Here is a 17,501-nt window from a genome sequence, read left to right as displayed (position 1 = left end):
TTCGACCCGGGACCGTGGGTACCGTGAGGCCATGGCCATCGAGCAGGAGCTGTGGGAGAGCGTCGTGGAGGCGGCCGTCACGGTCACCTCGGGACTGGACCACCGGCAGAAGCTCGAACGGATCGCCGAGGCGGCCCGCGAGCTCACCGGCGCGAAGTACGCGGCACTGGGCGTCCTCGGCCCCGATCCGGACGGCGGGCTCGTCGCCTTCATCACCTCCGGGATCGACGAGGCGACCGCGGCGCGCATCGGTGAGCTGCCGGAGGGCCGCGGCGTCCTCGGTGCCGTGCTCCGCGACGGCCGGGCCCTACGCCTCGACGAGGTCTCCGACCATCCGTCGTCGGTGGGGTTTCCCCCGAACCACCCGCCGATGCACGCCTTCCTCGGGGTGCCGGTGGTCGTGGACGGCGCCGTGTTCGGCGACCTCTACCTGACCGAGAAGGACGGCGGCTTCACGGACCTCGACGTGCGACTGGTCACGGGTCTGGCCTCGCTCGCGGGCACGGCGATCGCGAACGCGCGGCTGTACGACGAGGTCCAGCGCACGCGCGCCGAGCTCGCGTCGGCAGCGGTCACCGAGGACCGCAACCGGATCGCGCGGGACCTGCACGACCTCGTCATCGGCCGCCTGTTCGCGGTCGGGCTGACGGTCGACCGGGTCGCGCGGCACGTCGACGAGCCGTGGGCCGGCCGCGCCGCCCGGGCCGTGGACGACATCGACAGTGCGATCGCCTACCTGCGGGGCGCGATCTTCTCCCTCGCGATGGAGGGCTCGACGGACCGGAACCGGCTCGCGAGGCTCATCACCGCCGCCGCCGCCCCGCTCGGGTTCGTGCCGTCGGTCGAGATCGACGGCGACGTCGACCGCCTCGACACCGACCTGCGCGTCGACGCGAACGCCGTGATCAACGAGGCCCTCGCGAACATCGCGCGCCATGCCCGCGCGGGCCGGGTCGACATCCGGATCACGATCGACGACGGCGGCTTCGAGATCGTGGTCGAGGACGACGGGATCGGGATGGGCGATCGCGAGCCCGCGAGCGGGCTGGCGAATCTGCGCGACCGCGCCGAGCGGGGCGGCGGGCTGCTCGTGATCGGGCCGGGTGCCGAGGGCGCGGGCACGCGGCTCGCGTGGCGCGTGCCGCTCGCGATCGACTGAGTTTGCGCCCCGAGCCTCGTAGGGTGGGGTTCGTGGCCGATCCCATCCGCGTCTTCCTGCTCGACGACCACGAGGTCGTGCGACGCGGGGTGGCGGACCTGCTCGAGGACTCCGGCCGCATCACCGTCGTGGGTCAGGCCAGCGGGGTGCGCGAGGCCGCCTTCGAGATCGGCCGGCTCAAGCCCGACGTCGCCGTGCTGGACGCGCGGCTCCCCGACGGTTCCGGGATCGAGCTGTGCCGGTGGGTGCGCACGAGGGTCCCCGGCACGTCGGTGCTGATCCTGACGTCCTTCGAGGACGACGAGGCGCTGTTCACCGCGATCCGGGCGGGCGCGTCCGGGTTCCTGCTCAAGCAGGTGCGTGGCAACGACCTCGTCGACGCCGTCCAGCGCGTCGCCGCCGGCCAGTCGCTGCTCGACCCGGCGGTCACCCACGCGGTGCTCGAACGACTGCGCCGGCAGGACGCGCCGGACCCGCTCGGCGAGCTCACGACCCAGGAGCGCCGCGTCTTCGACCAGCTGCGCCTGGGTCTGTCGAACCGCGAGATCGCGGAGGAGCTCGTGCTCTCGGAGAAGACGGTCAAGAACTACGTCTCCGCGGTGTTGGCGAAGCTCGGCCTCGAGCGCCGGGCCCAGGTCGCGGCCTGGCAGGACTGAGCGTCCAGGTCCCGCAACAGACGCGCGAGCTCCTCGGTGATGGGCTGGCCCGTCGCGATCTCGACGAAGAGCCACTGGCCCGCCGGGTTGATCTCGAGGAACACGTGCTCGCCCGCGGGATCGATCCGCAGGTCCACCGCGCCGTAGTGCAGTCCCAGCACCCGCATGAGGTCGCGCAGGCGTGACTCGACGTCGGCCGGCAGCACGTGCTCCTCGATCGGCGCCGCCGCGTCGATGCGGAAGTCGAACGCGTACTCCTCGCCGCGAGCCGTGATGACCGCGGGGAAGAGCCGGTCGCCCACGATCGTGACCCGCACGTCCGTGCCGCCCTCGATCGCCTCCTGGAAGATCACCGGCGCCAGCGCGACCCGGTCGAGCAGGTCCCGCTCGTCGTCGCGCACGATCCGCGTCTCACGCCAGGTGTCGGGCGTCCCGCCGAAGGGCTTGAACACGACGCGTCCGGGCTCGGCGGCCAGGAACTCGCGCGCCGCGTCGGGACTCGACGTCATGAGCGTCCGTGGCACCCGCAGGCCCAGTCCCGCGGCGATCTGCAGCTGCCGCATCTTGCGGGAGGCGGCGGCGTCGCGATCGGGATTGTTGACCCACGTCGCGTCGAGGCACGACCACAGCCCGGAGACCATGGCGGCGCACTCGCCCACCGCGAAGCGCCGGTCCTCCGGATGCGTCACCCGGTCGGCGAGCGTGAACGGCTGCGGCCGTCGCCACCACATCGCCCGCAGGTCGGCGAGGTCCGGGACGAGGTCGCCCCACGATGCCCGCCACCCGTCGGCGTCCTGGTGAGACGTCAGCGCGAGGCTCCCGGGGACCGCCCCGGTGTCGATCAGGACATGATCGGCACCGAGGCGCTCCAGGGCGGCGCGCACGTACGTGGCGTGCACGTCGCCCTCGTGGGAGACGATCCCGATCACGGCTGGCCGATCTGCTCGGCCAGGCCCGCGCGGGCCGCGTGCATCGACTCCAGGACGGCCTCCTGCGCGACGATCGCGGCGTCCAGCTCGGCCAGTGCCTCCTCGGCCGGCGTCTCGACGACCTCCTGCCCGACGTTGCGGAACTGGGTCGCCTGGACGAACGTCTGCAGGCGCCCGCCCGCCGCGATCGGTCCGACCGGGTCGAAGTCGCCCGGGTCGACGACACCCTCGCGCAGGGTGTTGACGGGATCGTCGTCGCCGAACCCCGTGCCGATCGGGTTGTCGGCCAGGAACGCGGTCGCCGTGTCCCTCAGCCGGGTCGTGCCGAAGTCGCTCGCGAGGGTCGTCGCGAAGTCGGCCGCCACCGCGGTGTCGAAGGAGCGGATCGTGGCGACGACGTCCGTGGACCGGGTCGTCTGGAAGATGTCCTTGGCCAGGCTCGTGGTCAGCACGAGGTCCTCGCCCTTGGCCGTCTGCGAGCTCGGCGTGGTCGCCTGCAACGTCGGCGACGCCGCCACGATCGCCGCGATCGCGACGCCCGAGTTGCTCCCCGTGCCCTGTGCGTTGCAGCCGCCGTTCGTGTGGACGCCGACGACGCGCCCCGTGGGTCCGTGCAGGATGCCCGAACCGGAGTTGCCGCCGAGCGTGTCGATGTCGTTGTAGCGGATGACCGAGCCGGTGAGCTCCGTGCAGGGCCCCGCCTCGATGCGCTTCGGCTGGCCGAGTGGATGCCCGATGATCGCCAGCATGTCGCCGACCGCAGCGTTCGTGGTGGCGAACTCGCTCCAGCCGAACGTCGTGCCCGGGTTGCCGCCGATGCGACACAGCGCCATGTCCAGACCGCCGAGCCGGTACTCGATCAGCTGGGTGATCGGGAAGCTGACCTCGGGCCGCTGGACGCCGTTCTCGTCGAGCTGGAACAGGAAGTTCAGGCGCATGTTCGTCGCGACCTGCTGCGGCGTGATCGGCGTCGAGGTGCCGTTCTGGCGGGGAATCGTCCAGCCGTTGGGGTCAGGATCGAACAGGTGGCCGCAGGTCAGGAACAGATCCGGCCCGATCATCGTGCCGCTGCCCCAGCGCACGCCGTTGACGTTGCCCGGATTCGTGAAGACGCTCGCGAGGTTGCTGTTCCACTGCACCTGCGCGACGGGCTTCTGGTGGGCGGCGACGAACGTCGCGGTGACGCCGAGCGTCCCGTTGTAGAGTTCGACCTCCTGACTGTCGTCGACGACGCCGCAGATCGACTCGAGCATGTCGCCGTAGCTCGGGCCGGCGCCCTCCATGAGTGCCTCCGGCAACGCGAGCAGGTCGAGCCGGGGCGGGAACAGGGCGTTGTCGAGATCGGCGTTGACCGGGCGGGCCGCCTCGGCCTTGGTGGATCGCCGCGCGGCGGTCTTCTTCGTCGTGCGCTTCGTGGACTCGGCCATGATCGGCTCCTCGCTGGACGAGGCTCTCCCAGGGCCGGGCTCCCGGCCGCCTGTTGTCGGTGAGGCGACGGGACGTGATCTCGATACGCGGCGTGCTCGCTGCGCTCGCCGCCGCTACTCGATCACCGGGCCCGAGCCGCGGATCGAGTCCAGCGGCTCAGGCGCCGGTGAGCAGGTCACCTCGCTCGGCACGCCGGCGGCGCTGCTCGGCGGGGTCCGGGACGGGGACGGCGGCGATCAGGCTGCGCGTGTAGTCCTCGCTCGGGTGCCGCAGCACCTGCTCGCGCGGGCCGACCTCGACGAGGCGTCCGTTCTGCATGACCGCGACGCGGTTCGCGAGCGTGTCGACGACGGCGAGGTCGTGCGTGATGAACAGGCACGCGAACTGCAGCCGGTGCTGCAGTTCGAGGAACAGCTCGAGCACGCGCGCCTGGACCGAGACGTCGAGGGCGGAGGTGGGCTCGTCGGCGATCAGCACGTCGGGATCGAGCGCGAGGGCGCGGGCCAGGCTGATCCGCTGCCGCTGACCGCCCGAGAGCTCGTGCGGGAAGCGCTCGGCGAAGTCGCGCGGCAGTTCGACGGAGTCGAGCAGGGAGTCGACCTTCGCGCGCACCGCGTCGTCGCGCAGGTCGGTGTGCACGCGCAGCGGCTCGGCGATGCAGTCCACGATCGACATCCGCGGGTTGAGCGAGGCGGCAGGGTCCTGGAACACGAACCCGAATCGACGGCGGAGCGGACGCAGGTCGCGGTCGCTGAGGCCGGAGATCACCTCGCCGTCGAGCCGGACCGTGCCGGACGTCGGCTGCTGCAGGCCCACGGCCGTGCGGCCGAGGGTGGACTTGCCCGAGCCGGACTCGCCGACGAGGCCGAGGACCTCGCCGCGGAGCAGTTGCAGGCTCACGTGGTCGACGGCACGGAACGTCGCCTCGCCCCAGCTGCCGGGGAACTCGACCACGATGTCGTCGAGGTCCATGACCACGTCGGCGTCGACGAGCGGTGCCGGCCCGTCCACGCGGCCGAGGTGGGGCACCGCGGCGAGCAGGGCGCTCGTGTACGCGTGGGCCGGCGCGGCGAACAGTTGGTCGACGGGCGCCTGCTCGACGATGCGACCGCGGTACATCACGACGACGCGGTCGGCGATGTCGGCGACGACGCCCATGTTGTGGGTGATCAGCACGATCGCGGTGCCGAAGCGGTCGCGCAGACTCAGCAGCAGCTCGAGGATCGCGGCCTGGACCGTGACGTCGAGCGCCGTCGTCGGCTCGTCGGCGATGATCACGTCCGGATCGCACGAGATCGCGATCGCGATGACGACGCGCTGCTTCTGGCCGCCCGAGAGCTGGTGCGGGTAGTAGTCGACGCGCTTCTCCGGATCGGGCAGGCCCACGGCCTCGAGCAGCTCGATCGCGCGGGCGCGGGCCTCGGACTTCGAGACGTCCTGGTGCGAGGTGATCGCCTCCACGAGCTGCCAGCCGACCGTGCGGACCGGGTCGAGCGCCGTGCCCGGCTCCTGGAAGACCATCGACACCTCGTCGCCGCGGATCGGGCGCAGGTGCTGCTGGCTCATGCCGATCAGCTCGCGGTCCTCGTCTCCCTCGGTGCGCAGCACGGCCGAGCCGCCGACGTGCGCCGACGCCGGGAGCAGGCCCAGGACAGCACGCGACGTGACCGACTTGCCCGAGCCGGACTCGCCCACGACCGCGACGACCTCGCCGGGGGCGACGTCGAACCCGACGCCGTCGACCGCGACGACCCGGCCCGCGTCGGTGCCGAAGCTCACCCGTAGGTCTGCGAGGGACAGCACCGCCGTCGTGCGCCGGTCACGCGACTCGTCGGTGACCTCCGCGTCCGCGACCGCGTCGACCTCGGGCGTGATGTCGGCCAGCTCGATCTCGATCTCGCTCTCGTTCCGGTCACCGGCGCGCGTGCGCAGCAGCGGGTTCGTGATGTCGTTGAGGCTCTCGCCCAGCAGCGTCACGCCGAGCACGACGAGGACGATCGCCATGCCGGGGTACAGGCCCGTCCACCAGATGCCGTTCGTGGCGTCGGGCAGCGCCTTGTTGAGGTCGTAGCCCCACTCGGCCGCCGCGGACGGTTCGATGCCGAAGCCGAGGAAGCCCAGGGCGGCGAGCGTGAGGATCGCCTCGGAGGCGTTGAGCGTCGCGATGACCGGCAGCGTCTGCGCGACGTTCGACAGGATGTGCCGGAACAGGATCCGCGGCGTGCGGACGCCGACGACCTTCGCGGCATCGACGTACGGCTCGGTCTTCACCGAGACGGTCGCGTTGCGGATCACGCGGTAGTACTGCGGGATGAAGATCACCGTGATCGAGATGGCCGCCGAGGCGATGCCGCCGATCGCGCCACTCGAGCCGCCGGCGACGACGATCGAGACCACGATCGCCAGCAGCAGCGACGGGAACGAGTACAGCGCGTCCATGACCAGGACGAGCGTCTTGTCCAGCCAGCCGCCCAGGTAGCCCGACACGAGCCCGAGCGGGACGCCGATGACGCTGGACAGGATGACGGCGAGCACGATCACCTCGACTGCCGTGCGGGCGCCGTAGACGACGCGCGACAGCACGTCCGTGCCGCCGACGGTCGTGCCGAACCAGTGCTCGGCGCTCGGCGGCTGTTGCGTGCCGAACAGGGTGCCGCTCGCGTCCTTGACCTGGTCGAAGTCGTACGGCGCGATCCACGGCGCGAACACCGCGAGCACGAGGAAGAACGCGATGAGACCGGCCCCGAGCAGCAGCATGAACCGCTGCAGGCCGTGGGACTGCTCGACGATGGTCTTGCCGGGGTAGCGCATCAGAACCTCACTCGCGGGTCGACGAGCGCGACGATCGCATCGATCAGGAAGCTCGCGATGCACACGACGAACGCGATCGCGGTGACGATGCCCTGCACGGCGAGGAAGTCGCGCCGGATGAGGTACTGGGCGAGCTCGTAGCCGATGCCCTTCCACTCGAACGTCGTCTCGGTCAGGACGGCGCCGGCGAGCAGCAGTGCGATCTGCATGCCCATGACGGTCACGACGGGGACGAGGGCGTTGCGGAACGCGTGTTTGCGCTCCACCCGCCGCTCGCTGACTCCGCGGGCGCGGGCGGCGGTGACGTAGTCGGCACGCATCGTCTGCAGCATGTTGACCCGCACGAGCCGCAGGAAGATGCCTCCGGTCAGCAGGCCCAGCGCGATGGCGGGCAGCACGGCATGCTGCAGCACGTCCCACACGTACTCCGGATCGCCCCACAAGATGGCGTCGACGATCATGATGTTGGTCTGCGGATCGACGTTGGCGAGCGCGAGCTCGGTCGCGGTCGAGGCCCGGCCCGACGTGGGCCAGCCGAACGGGGCGACGGCCAGCTTGAGCAGCAGGCCGACGAAGAACACCGGTGCCGCGTAGACGACGATCGCGAACAGGCGCAGCAGGACGTCGGCGATCCGGTCGCGGTGGCGGGCCGCGATGCGGCCGAGCGGGATGCCGACGGAGAACGCGACGATCAGGGCCCACACGGACAGCTCGAGGGTGGCGGCGCCGTTCACGATGAGGATGTCGGTGACGTCGCGGTTGTCCGTGAGCGTCTGGCCGAAGTCGCCGTGCAGGAGGTCGCCCAGGTACTCGAAGTACTGCACGAGGATGGGGCGGTCGAGACCCGCCTCGGCCTTGCGCTCGGCGATCTGGTCGGGGGTGAGGCGGCCACCCTGGGCCGCCGTGATCGGGTCACCGATGACCCGCATGAGGAAGAAGACGAGGGTGACGAGCACCCACAGCATCGGGATCACGAGCGCGAGCCGCACGAGCAGGTAGCGCGTGAGGGGACTGAGCCGGCCGCGTCGGGACTGCGGCTCGGGGGTGGGCGCCTCGGCGGCGACCAGGACGTCGGTGGTCACGGATGCTCCTGGGGCTCATGACAGATCCCCGGCGAAGTGGGTTCTCCCCACTTCACCGGGGAATCTGCCGAGGGGCCGGCGCCCGAGCACCGGCCCCCACGGGTTACTTCGACAGCGAGGTGAAACGGAACTTGAACGACGGATCGAGCGTGTCGCTCACACCCTTGACGTCCTTGCCGGCCACCGCAACCTGGGCGCCGGTGAGCAGCGGCAGGATCGGGACCTGCTCGGCGACCTTGGCCTGGATCTCGCCGAGGGTCTTCTCCCGCGAGGCCTTGTCGGCGTCGACCCGCTGCGCGTCGAGCAGCTTCGTCATCGCGTCGTCCTCGTAGTGCGACTGCAGGAAGTTGTTCGGCGCGAAGAACGGCGTCACGTAGTTGTCGGCGTCCGGGAAGTCCGGGAACCAGCCCAGCTGGAAGGCCGGGTAGGAGTCCTTGACGCGCTCCTCGGAGTAGGTGTTCCACTCCGTCGACTGCAGCTTGACCGCGAACAGGCCGCCGTCCTCGAGCTGGCGCTTGACCGCCTGGTACTCCTGGTCGGAGCTGCCGCCGTAGTGGTCGGGGTTCCACTGCAGGTTGAGCTCGACGGGCGTCGAGACGCCGGCGTCGTCGAGGACCTTCTTGGCAGCGGCCTGGTCGGGCGCGTCGCCGTACTTGTCCTTGAACGCCTCCGTCGCGCCGGCCTGGCCATCGGGCACCGCCGAGTACGCGGGCGTGTAGGTGCCCTTGTAGACCTCGGTCGAGATCTCGTCGCGGTTCACGAGGTACGCGGCTGCCTGGCGGACGGCCTGCTTCTGCTTGTCGTCGTCGCCGGGCATCGTCTTGAGGTTGAAGACGATGTAGCGCAGCTCGCCACCGGGGCCGGTGTGGACGGTGACCTTGTCCGACTTGCCGAGGCTGTCGATGTCGGTCGGGGTCAGCGACCGGTACGCGACGTCGATGTCACCCTTCTCCACGTCGAGCTTGAGGTTGTTCGAGTCGGCGTAGTACCGCATCGTGACGTCGCTCTTGGCCTTGCCGTACGTGCCGTCGTAGTCGGGGTTGATCTTGAACTCGGCCAGCTCGTTCTTCTTGTACTCGCCGAGCGTGTACGGGCCGGAGAAGCCGTTGGCCTCGACCACCGCGTCGTCGTCGAGCACCTTGTCGGCCGGGTAGGTCTCCTCGTCGACGATCGGACCGGCCGAGGTGACGAGCACCTGGGCGAAGGTCTGGTCGTTCGCGGCGTTGAGCGTGAACGCGACGGTCTTGTCGTCGCGCGCCTCGACGCTCTTCATGGCGCCGAGCAGCGAGGCGGGACCCTTCGGGTCGTTGATCGCGGCGACGCGCTTGAACGAGAAGGCGACGTCGGAGGCGGTGAGTTCGTGACCGTTCGCGAACTTCAGGCCGTCCTTCAGGGTGCACACGTAGACGGTGGGCTCCTCGAAGTCGCACTTCTCGGCCGCATCGGGCGTCAGATCGGTGCTACCGGCGGGGAAGTTGAGCAGGTACTGGTAGACCTGCGTCTGGACGGCCAGGGAGCCGTTGTCGTACGAGCCGGCCGGATCGATCGAGACCACCTTGTCGGTGGTCCCCACGATCAGGCCCGCGTCGCTCTCGTCGCCGTCGTTGCCGGCACCACACGCGGCCAGCACGCTGCCGGCGAGGGTGACCGTGGCCAGGGCGGTGACGCGTCGCCGCATCGAATTCATCGTTCCTCCTGTCGGTGTCCACCATCTGGACACTCCCGTGCACGCTATCGCCGTGGATGGACCCCCGGCCACGGCTTCTAGGTTGCATTTCTATTAACCCCGGCCCCGGGCGGGCGGTCTGGGCCGCTTCACCGGGCGATATCCTTGCGCTCATGAGCCATGACCAGCACCTCGCCGACTTCGATCCCGACGTCGCCGCGCTCCTCGACGCCGAGCTGGTCCGCCAGCAGACGACGCTCGAGATGATCGCGTCGGAGAACTTCGCGCCCGTCGCCGCGCTCGAGGCGCAGGGCAGCGTCCTGACGAACAAGTACGCCGAGGGCTACCCGGGCAAGCGGTACTACGGCGGCTGCGAGTTCGTCGACCAGGTCGAGCAGCTCGCGATCGACCGGCTCAAGCAGCTCTTCGACGCCGCGTACGTCAACGTCCAGCCGCACTCGGGCGCGTCGGCCAACGCCGCCGCCCTGCATGCGATCGCGACGGCCGGCGACACGATCCTCGGCCTCGACCTCGCCAACGGCGGGCACCTCACGCACGGCATGAAGCTCAACTTCTCCGGCCGCCTCTACAACCCGATCGCGTACCACGTGGTCCCCGCGACCGGCCTGGTCGACATGGACGAGGTCCGCGCCCTCGCGATCGAGCACTCGCCGCGCGTCATCATCGCCGGCTGGTCGGCGTACCCGCGCCAGCTCGACTTCGCCGCCTTCCGCGCGATCGCGGACGAGGTCGGCGCGATCCTGTGGGTCGACATGGCGCACTTCGCCGGTCTCGTGGCGGCCGGTCTGCACCCGAGCCCGCTGCCGCACGCCCACATCGTCACCACGACGACGCACAAGACGCTCGGCGGCCCGCGTGGTGGCGCGATCCTCACGAACGACGAGGACGTCGCCAAGAAGATGCGCTCGGCCGTGTTCCCCGGCCAGCAGGGCGGCCCGCTCGAGCACGTCATCGCCGCGAAGGCCGTCGCCTTCAAGATGGCGCTCGAGCCGGAGTTCGCCGAGCGTCAGCAGCGCACGATCGAGGGCGCCCGGATCCTCGCCGACCGGCTCCTGGCCGACGACGCGAAGGCCGCCGGCATCCAGGTGCTCAGCGGTGGCACCGACGTGCACCTCGTGCTCGTCGACCTGCGCGACTCCGAGCTCGACGGCCAGCAGGCCGAGGACCGGTTGCACGACGTCGGCATCACGGTGAACCGCAACGCGGTCCCGAACGACCCGCGCCCGCCGATGGTCACGTCGGGCCTGCGGATCGGCACGCCGGCCCTGGCCACGCGTGGGTTCGGCGCCGACGAGTTCCGCGAGGTCGCCGAGATCATCGCGAGCGCCCTGCAGCCCGGCGACGTCGACATCGACGGACTGCGCAAGCGCGCGACCGTGCTCGCCGAGCGCTTCCCGCTCTACCCCGGCCTCAAGCCGTTCACCTCGTGACCGAGCGGCCGAGGGTCCGGGACTGGTTCAGTCCCCGGCTGATCGGCCTGCACCTGTTCGCGATCGCCGCGATCGCGTTCTGCCTCTTCATGGGTACGTGGCAGTTGGGCGTGTACGACCAGCGGCAGGCGGACGAGCGCGTCGAGTCCGGCAACACGTCGGCCGTCGCGCTGGAGGACGTCTGGGCGACCGGTGATCCGTTCACGACCGATCAGGACCAGCGATCCGTCACGGTCACCGGCACCTTCCGGCCGGCCGACGAGCAGCTCTGGGTGACCGACAAGGCGCGCGCGGACGGCACGAACGGCGTGTGGCTCGTGGCTCCGGTCACCGCCGAGGACGCCGAGCTGCTCGTCGTGCGTGGCTGGGCGCCGAAACCGCTCACGCAGTTCCCGGCCGTGCCGGCGGGCGAGGTGTCGTTCGACGCCGTCCTGCAGCCCGGCGACTCCGCGACGACCGGATGGGACCCGCAGGCCCGCACGATCGGCGCGGTGCGGATCCCCACGCTGCTCAACGAGCTCGGCTACGCGTCGCTGTGGTCGGGCTACGCGATCGCGACCGACCCCGACGTCGCGGGAGGCCTCGAGCTGGCCGACGTGCCCGAGCCCGACGTGTCCTGGACCGCCGGTGGGCGAAACCTCGGATACGGGCTGCAATGGTGGGTTTTCGCGGCGTTCTCGCTGTTCATGTGGTGGCGCATGGCCCGCGAGATGGTGCTTGGCCGCGCTCGGTAGCCTGAGGCGGTGCAATCGGCCCTCACCCGTTACCGCGTCATGGCCACGATCGTGGGCGTCCTGCTCATCGTGCTGATCCTGGTCGGCGTCCCGTTGAAGTACCTCGCCGAGGACGGCTCGGGACCGCAGACCCTCGGCGAGAACATCACGACCTACCTGGGCGTCGCCCACGGCTGGCTGTACATGATCTTCCTCGTCTGCGCCGCGATCCTCTCGCGCAAGGCGAAGTGGCCCGTGGGCTTCACGATCGTCACGCTGCTCGGCGGCACGATCCCGATCGTCTCCTTCTGGGCCGAGCACCGCGCCACCGTGCGCACCCGCGCCGAGCACCCGGAGCTCGCCCCGTCCCGCTGAGTGCCACTCAACGGGTCGTCAGCGGCCGACGAAGGTCGCCTTCCCGGGGCCGTCGGTGAGGAAGGACTCCATGCCGTGGCGGAGGTCCTCGGTGTCGAAGAGCTCGGCGGCGATCGCGGTGGTGCGCGCGACGGCGCCGGGGACGCCGGTCGCCTCGAACTCGCGCAGGATCTCCTTCGCGGCCCCGTAGGCCTGCGTCGGTCCCGCGGCGAGGTCGGCGACGAAGGCGTCCACCTCGGCGTCGAGTGACTCCGCCGGGAACACGCGGTTGACGACGTTCCATCGCTCGAGGGTCGCCGCGTCGTACAGGGCGCCGCTGAACACGAACTCCTTCGCCCGGGCGACGCCGGCCCGCGCGGCGAACCGCTGGGTGCCGCCCATCGTCGGGGTCAGTCCGATGACGCGCTCGACCAGGCCGAACTTCGCGCGCTCCGACGCGAGCAGCAGGTCGCACGCCAGCGCGACCTCGAACGCCCACGTGAGGGTGAGCGCGTGCGAGACGAACACCGTGGGCACCGGGAGCGCGGCGAAGCGCTCCGGCAGCTCGAGCATCCGGTCGTAGAGCGCACGGGTGTCCGCCTTGGTCGTGCGCGCGTGGAACTGGGCCACGTCGACACCGCCGGAGACGATCCTGCCCTCGGCCCGCACGACCAGGACGCGCGGCAGGTCGGCCGCGACCCGATCGAGGGCCGCGTCGAACTCGTCGTGCAGCTCGAGTGCGTAGAGGTTCACCGGAGGCGCCGCGAAGGTCAGCGTCGTGACGCCGCCCTCGGTCGCGAGGTCGACGGTCACCGGTCGTGCCGCGGGTCGTACGTGCCGCCCTTGTCGGCGGTGGCCTTGCGGACGACCACCACGGCGACCGCCGCGGCGATGAGGAACAACACCAGTCTCGACATGCCCCTACCGTAACCACGGGTGCTGGGGGTCCACGTGCAAGGATGGAGGCAGCCCCTGAAAGGACGTGAAGTGCCCACCACCGCGACCCTCCACACCAACCGTGGAGACATCGTCGTCGAACTGTTCGAGAACCAGGCACCCAAGACGGTCGCCAACTTCGTCGGACTGGCCGAGGGCACGAAGGAATGGCTGGACCCCGCCACCCATCAGGTCTCCACGAAGCCGTTCTACGACGGACTCACGTTCCACCGGGTGATCTCCAACTTCATGATCCAGGGCGGCGACCCGCTCGGTGACGGCCGCGGCGGTCCCGGATTCGAGTTCGACGACGAGTTCCACCCCGAGCTCAAGTTCGACCGTCCGTACCTGCTCGCGATGGCGAACGCCGGGACGAAGCCGAACGGAGCCGGCACCAACGGCTCGCAGTTCTTCATCACGGTGACTCCGACCGACTGGCTCAACCGCAAGCACTCGATCTTCGGCGAGGTCGCCGATCCCGAGAGCCGCAAGGTCATCGACGCGATCGCGGCCACCGCGACGGATCGCTTCGATCGGCCCGCGGAGCCCGTCGTGATCGAGTCGGTCACCATCGCACGGTGACCGACCCGGCCGCCGGCGGCCCGTACACGTGCTACCGGCATCCCGATCGGCCGGCCTACATCCAGTGCCAACGCTGCCTGCGCCACATCTGTCCTGACGACATGCGCGAGGCCAGCGTCGGCTTCCAGTGTCCCGAGTGCGTCCAGCAGGGTGCGGCGGCCGTGCGCCAGCCGCGTACGCTCGCCGGCGGCGCGATCTCGACCGACGTCGGCGCGGTCACGATGGTCATCATCGCGATCAACATCGCGGTGCAGCTGCTCGTGATGGCCCAGGGCGGCGCCCGCTCGAGCGGGTTCTTCGACTGGGGCGCGATGCTCGGCCTGGGCCTCTACGACGGCCAGTTGCACGGCGTCGCCCAAGGTGAGTACTGGCGCCTGCTGACGGCGGCGTTCCTGCACGGTGGCCTGCTGCACGTCGCGTTGAACATGTACGCGCTGTACCTCTTCGGTCCGTACATCGAGCACGTCCTCGGCCGGTGGCGCTACATCGTCACCTACTTGACGGTGGCGGTGGCGTCCAGCGTCTTCGTCTACTGGCTCTCCGAGCCCCAGGTGCCGACCATCGGCGCCTCGGGGGCCGTGTTCGGCCTCTTCGGTCTCGCCCTGATCTTCCTGATCCGGACGAAGCAGAACCTCACGGGCATGATCGTGCTGCTCGCGGCGAACGCGTTCATCAGCCTCGGCGAGGGCATCAGCTGGCAGGGCCACCTCGGCGGATTCGTCGTGGGCGTCCTGCTCGGCCTGGCGTTCGCCTACGCGCCACGGGACCGGCGGACGCTGCTCCACATCGGGGCGCTCGCGCTGGTGTGGGCCGCGATCATCGCCGGGGTCATCCTGCGCACCGCCGACCTGCACGCCCAGTTCGGTCTGGCCTGACGGCCGAGTCACATCGGTGTAGTTGTGCACAGTTGTGTGCACAGGTGTGGGTAACTACACGGGTGTGATTCACTCCCACTTCATCGCGAACCCGAAGGCCGCGAGGATGAATCCCATCCCGATGACGAGGTTCCAGGCGCCCAGCTCGGTCAGCAGCGGGATCTCGTGGTCGGTGTTGCTGAGCGTGTAGAACGTGACGATCCACAGCAGTCCGATGACGGCGCAGATGATCATGGCAGGAGCGGCCCACCGGTTGCCGATGCGCACGGGCTTGGGTCCGTTGTCCTCGACGGACTGGCGCTTGAACCTCTTGAACACGATCGTCTCCCGGTCGAGCGGCGCACGCGGCCGCGGTGTGTCGTACTCGGATAGCGTAGTCGCCGTACCGATGACCGTGGGTGGCGAGGGGACGGTGAGCACATGAGCAGGTGGAGCCTCCTCGTGCTCGTCGCCGCGTCGGTGTGCGGCTTCGTGTTCGTCGCCGCGGCCGTGACGTCCGACGGATCCGACCTGAGGCCTGCCGGCGGCGACCTGAACTCGGTCCTCGCCGACCGGGCCGCGCAGGTCGAGGTACGCCGTGACGAGGCGACCGGCCTGCAACGCGAGATCGATGAGCTCTCCGGCAAGGTCGACGACGCGGCACTGCAGGCCGAGATCGACCGTGCCGCCGAGTACGCCGAGGCGGCGGGGGCCACGGCGGTCCACGGCCCCGGCGTCCGGATCACGCTGCAGGACGCACCGCGGACGGTCGACGTGCCCAACCTCGACCCCAACCTGCTCGTGGTGCACCAGCAGGACATCCAGGCGTTCGTCAACGCGCTGTGGGCCGGCGGCGCCGAGGCCATGACTCTGCAGGGCCAGCGCCTCGTCACGACCACCGGCATCAAGTGCGTCGGCAACACGGTCGTCCTGGACGGCGTGCCCTACGCGCCGCCGTACGTCATCGAGGCGATCGGCAACCAGTTCGGCATGAACACCGCGCTCGAGGAATCACCCGAGGTCACGATCTACACGCAGTACGCGCAGAAGTACGACCTCGGTCTCGAGCAGCGCAACCTCGACGACGTGCACGCCCCGGCCTACGCCGGCAGCACCTCGTTGACGCACGCGACGCCCGTGGAGTGACGTCGCCGATCAGGGCAGCGGGTCGTCGTCCCCGGGCGGCTCGGTCGTCGGTACCGGCGGCGGAGTCGTGGCCGGCGGCCGGGACACGACGATCGTGACCGTGCTGCCGGGCGCGACCATCGATCCGGCATCGCGACTCTGGCTCGTGACCTGACCGTCGGGCGCGCTGCCGGCCGGATCCTCCTGGACGGAGGCCTTCAGGCCCGCGTCCTCGAGCGCCTTGGTGGCCGCGTCGACGTCCAGGCCCACGACGTTCGGGACCTCGACCTGACCCTTCGAGACGATGAGCGTCACGGTGCTGCCGACGTCGACGGACGTCCCGGGCACCGGGTTGCTGTTGATGACGCGGTCCTTGGGCTGGTCGCTGTCGATGTTCTGGCGCTCGACCTTGAGGCCGTACGTGTCGCCCTCGAGCAACTTCTTCGCCTCGGAGAACGAGTACCCGTTCAAGTTCGGGATGTCGACCTGCTCGGGTCCGGCGCTCACCACGAGGTCGACCGTCGTGCCCTCGTCGACCGTCGTGCCGGCCGGCGGGTCGGTCTCGATGACCTGGCCCTCGGGAATCTCGGCGCTCGTCTGCTCGGTCGTCTCGCCGACCTTGAGCTTCTTCGACTCGAGCCGGTTCGTCGCGGTCGCGACGTCCGCGCCGGCGACATTGGGCACCCCGACCTGCGGGGTGTCGACGTCGTCGTTGCCGTCCGCGAGGAGCAGGGCCACGCCGATCGCGGCGGCGATCGCGAGCAGCAGCAGGGCCAGCGCCCACCACTTCCCGGCGCCACCCTTCTCCTCCTCGTCCGGCGGCGGCACGACGGCGGCCGGCGCCAGCGCGGTCGCGCCGGGCACGGCGGCGACGGCCTGCGTGGGCGCGTCGACCGAGCCGCCCGCGAGCACGCGGTCGATGTCCTTGCGCATCTCGCCGGCGCTGGAGTAGCGGTCGTCGACCCGCTTGGCGAGCGACTTGGCGACGATGTTGTCGACCGCGATCGAGACGTCGGGGTTGAGCTGCGACGGCGGCCGGGCCTCCTCGCGCACGTGCTGGTAGGCCACCGAGACGGGGCTGTCGCCCACGAAGGGCGGCCGGCCCGTGAGCAGTTCGTAGAGCACGCAGCCCGTCGAGTAGATGTCGCTGCGCGCGTCGACGGTCTCACCTCGAGCCTGTTCGGGCGAGAGGTACTGGGCCGTGCCGATCACGGCGGCGGTCTGCGTCATCGCGGTCGAGGTGTCGGCGATCGCGCGGGCGATGCCGAAGTCCATCACCTTGACCTTGCCCTCGGGCGTGAGCATGACGTTCGCGGGCTTGATGTCGCGGTGGATGATGCCGGCGCGGTGGCTGTAGTCCAGGGCGCTGAGGATGTCGGCCGTGATCGACAGGGCGCGCTCGGGCAGGATCTTGCGCCCGTCGCGCAGGATGTCGCGCAGCGTGCGGCCCTCCACGAGCTCCATCACGATGTACGGCACGTGGGCGTCGCGGGCATCGACCGTCTCGCCGGTGTCGTAGACGGCCACGATCGACGGGTGGTTGAGCGAGGCGGCCGATTGGGCCTCGCGACGGAAGCGCTCCTGGAACGTCTCGTCCGCGGCGAGGTCGGCCCTCAGCATCTTGATCGCCACGGGTCGGCCGAGGCGCTTGTCGCGCCCGGCCCGGACGTCGGCCATGCCCCCGCGCCCGATCAACTCGCCGACCTCGTAGCGGTCGCCGAGCGGGCTCATCGTGGTATCGCTTTCGGTCATGGT

General features: G+C 70.3%; 16 protein-coding genes. 8 read left to right on the top strand and 8 right to left on the bottom strand.

Annotation, left to right across the window (positions count from 1 at the left end; genetic code table 11):
• The first annotated feature begins 31 nt into the window (after nt 1-31).
• On the top strand, nt 32-1,159 hold the full coding sequence (locus ACT26F_RS13475) for a GAF domain-containing sensor histidine kinase (RefSeq protein ID WP_471671060.1): 1,128 nt from the start codon (nt 32-34) through the stop codon (nt 1,157-1,159).
• A 32-nt stretch (nt 1,160-1,191) separates the two neighbouring features.
• The gene (locus ACT26F_RS13470; RefSeq protein WP_471671059.1) at nt 1,192-1,815 is read left to right on the top strand and encodes a response regulator; all 624 of its coding nucleotides are present in this window, start codon (nt 1,192-1,194) and stop codon (nt 1,813-1,815) included.
• Here the strand turns inward: ACT26F_RS13470 and ACT26F_RS13465 are convergent.
• The 5 genes from ACT26F_RS13465 to ACT26F_RS13445 all read right to left on the bottom strand — a co-directional run bounded on the left by ACT26F_RS13465 (nt 1,746) and on the right by ACT26F_RS13445 (nt 9,743).
• Complete coding sequence (locus tag ACT26F_RS13465) at nt 1,746-2,744, bottom strand: MvdC/MvdD family ATP grasp protein (protein WP_471671058.1); 999 nt, start codon at nt 2,742-2,744, stop codon at nt 1,746-1,748. The genes ACT26F_RS13470 and ACT26F_RS13465 overlap by 70 nt on opposite strands.
• A complete protein-coding gene (locus tag ACT26F_RS13460) occupies nt 2,741-4,171 on the bottom strand; it encodes a trypsin-like serine peptidase (protein WP_471671057.1) in 1,431 nt (476 codons plus the stop codon). Before ACT26F_RS13460 ends, ACT26F_RS13465 begins: the two co-directional genes overlap by 4 nt.
• Before the next feature lie 157 nt (nt 4,172-4,328).
• A complete protein-coding gene (locus tag ACT26F_RS13455) occupies nt 4,329-6,983 on the bottom strand; it encodes a dipeptide ABC transporter ATP-binding protein (protein WP_471671056.1) in 2,655 nt (884 codons plus the stop codon).
• Nucleotides 6,983-8,065 (bottom strand): ABC transporter permease, encoded by a 1,083-nt coding sequence (locus ACT26F_RS13450; RefSeq protein ID WP_471671055.1) that lies wholly within the window; start codon nt 8,063-8,065, stop codon nt 6,983-6,985. The genes ACT26F_RS13455 and ACT26F_RS13450 overlap by 1 nt, the downstream gene beginning before the upstream one ends.
• Nucleotides 8,066-8,168: 103 nt before the next feature.
• Nucleotides 8,169-9,743: an ABC transporter substrate-binding protein gene (locus tag ACT26F_RS13445; protein ID WP_471671054.1), complete on the bottom strand. Its 1,575-nt coding sequence runs from the start codon at nt 9,741-9,743 to the stop codon at nt 8,169-8,171.
• Nucleotides 9,744-9,904: 161 nt separating this feature from the next.
• Between ACT26F_RS13445 and glyA the strand changes: the two genes are divergently transcribed.
• Genes glyA through ACT26F_RS13430 form a run of 3 tightly spaced genes read left to right on the top strand, consistent with a single transcriptional unit; the run spans nt 9,905 to nt 12,270 of the window.
• Complete coding sequence (gene glyA, locus ACT26F_RS13440; protein ID WP_471671053.1) at nt 9,905-11,182, top strand: serine hydroxymethyltransferase; 1,278 nt, start codon at nt 9,905-9,907, stop codon at nt 11,180-11,182.
• Nucleotides 11,179-11,916: an SURF1 family protein gene (locus ACT26F_RS13435; protein WP_471671052.1), complete on the top strand. Its 738-nt coding sequence runs from the start codon at nt 11,179-11,181 to the stop codon at nt 11,914-11,916. The genes glyA and ACT26F_RS13435 overlap by 4 nt, the downstream gene beginning before the upstream one ends.
• A 9-nt stretch (nt 11,917-11,925) precedes the next feature.
• The gene (locus tag ACT26F_RS13430; RefSeq protein WP_471671051.1) at nt 11,926-12,270 is read left to right on the top strand and encodes a DUF3817 domain-containing protein; all 345 of its coding nucleotides are present in this window, start codon (nt 11,926-11,928) and stop codon (nt 12,268-12,270) included.
• An 18-nt stretch (nt 12,271-12,288) separates the two neighbouring features.
• On the opposite strand, the gene ACT26F_RS13425 is transcribed toward ACT26F_RS13430, so the two are convergent.
• The gene (locus ACT26F_RS13425) at nt 12,289-13,062 is read right to left on the bottom strand and encodes an enoyl-CoA hydratase/isomerase family protein (RefSeq protein WP_471671050.1); all 774 of its coding nucleotides are present in this window, start codon (nt 13,060-13,062) and stop codon (nt 12,289-12,291) included.
• Between the two features lie 174 nt (nt 13,063-13,236).
• Between ACT26F_RS13425 and ACT26F_RS13420 the strand changes: the two genes are divergently transcribed.
• Nucleotides 13,237-13,767, top strand: coding sequence for a peptidylprolyl isomerase (locus ACT26F_RS13420; protein WP_471671049.1), 531 nt, complete (start codon nt 13,237-13,239; stop codon nt 13,765-13,767).
• Nucleotides 13,764-14,642, top strand: a complete 879-nt coding sequence (locus tag ACT26F_RS13415; RefSeq protein ID WP_471671048.1) for a rhomboid family intramembrane serine protease — start codon at nt 13,764-13,766, stop codon at nt 14,640-14,642. The genes ACT26F_RS13420 and ACT26F_RS13415 overlap by 4 nt, the downstream gene beginning before the upstream one ends.
• Before the next feature lie 69 nt (nt 14,643-14,711).
• Here the strand turns inward: ACT26F_RS13415 and ACT26F_RS13410 are convergent, their stop codons facing one another.
• The gene (locus ACT26F_RS13410; protein ID WP_471671047.1) at nt 14,712-14,960 is read right to left on the bottom strand and encodes a cell division protein CrgA; all 249 of its coding nucleotides are present in this window, start codon (nt 14,958-14,960) and stop codon (nt 14,712-14,714) included.
• A gap of 102 nt (nt 14,961-15,062) precedes the next feature.
• Between ACT26F_RS13410 and ACT26F_RS13405 the strand changes: the two genes are divergently transcribed.
• Entirely contained in the window at nt 15,063-15,767 is a 705-nt protein-coding gene (locus tag ACT26F_RS13405; RefSeq protein WP_471671046.1) for a DUF881 domain-containing protein, read from the top strand.
• A 9-nt stretch (nt 15,768-15,776) separates the two neighbouring features.
• On the opposite strand, the gene pknB is transcribed toward ACT26F_RS13405, so the two are convergent.
• Nucleotides 15,777-17,498 (bottom strand): Stk1 family PASTA domain-containing Ser/Thr kinase, encoded by a 1,722-nt coding sequence (gene pknB / locus ACT26F_RS13400; RefSeq protein ID WP_471671045.1) that lies wholly within the window; start codon nt 17,496-17,498, stop codon nt 15,777-15,779.
• Nucleotides 17,499-17,501 lie beyond the last annotated feature (3 nt).

This window comes from Aeromicrobium sp. SP1 (assembly GCF_055663785.1).
This window is presented reverse-complemented; position numbering and strand designations above follow the sequence as displayed.

Bases quoted from the DNA above. Each gene is read 5' to 3' on its own strand.
- ACT26F_RS13460 (WP_471671057.1), bottom strand. From the start codon at position 4,171: ATGGCCGAGTCCACGAAGCGCACGACGAAGAAGACCGCCGCGCGGCGA.
- ACT26F_RS13405 (WP_471671046.1), top strand. From the start codon at position 15,063: ATGAGCAGGTGGAGCCTCCTCGTGCTCGTCGCCGCGTCGGTGTGCGGC.
- ACT26F_RS13445 (WP_471671054.1), bottom strand. From the start codon at position 9,743: ATGCGGCGACGCGTCACCGCCCTGGCCACGGTCACCCTCGCCGGCAGC.
- pknB (WP_471671045.1), bottom strand. From the start codon at position 17,498: ATGACCGAAAGCGATACCACGATGAGCCCGCTCGGCGACCGCTACGAG.
- ACT26F_RS13475 (WP_471671060.1), top strand. From the start codon at position 32: ATGGCCATCGAGCAGGAGCTGTGGGAGAGCGTCGTGGAGGCGGCCGTC.
- ACT26F_RS13455 (WP_471671056.1), bottom strand. From the start codon at position 6,983: ATGCGCTACCCCGGCAAGACCATCGTCGAGCAGTCCCACGGCCTGCAG.
- glyA (WP_471671053.1), top strand. From the start codon at position 9,905: ATGAGCCATGACCAGCACCTCGCCGACTTCGATCCCGACGTCGCCGCG.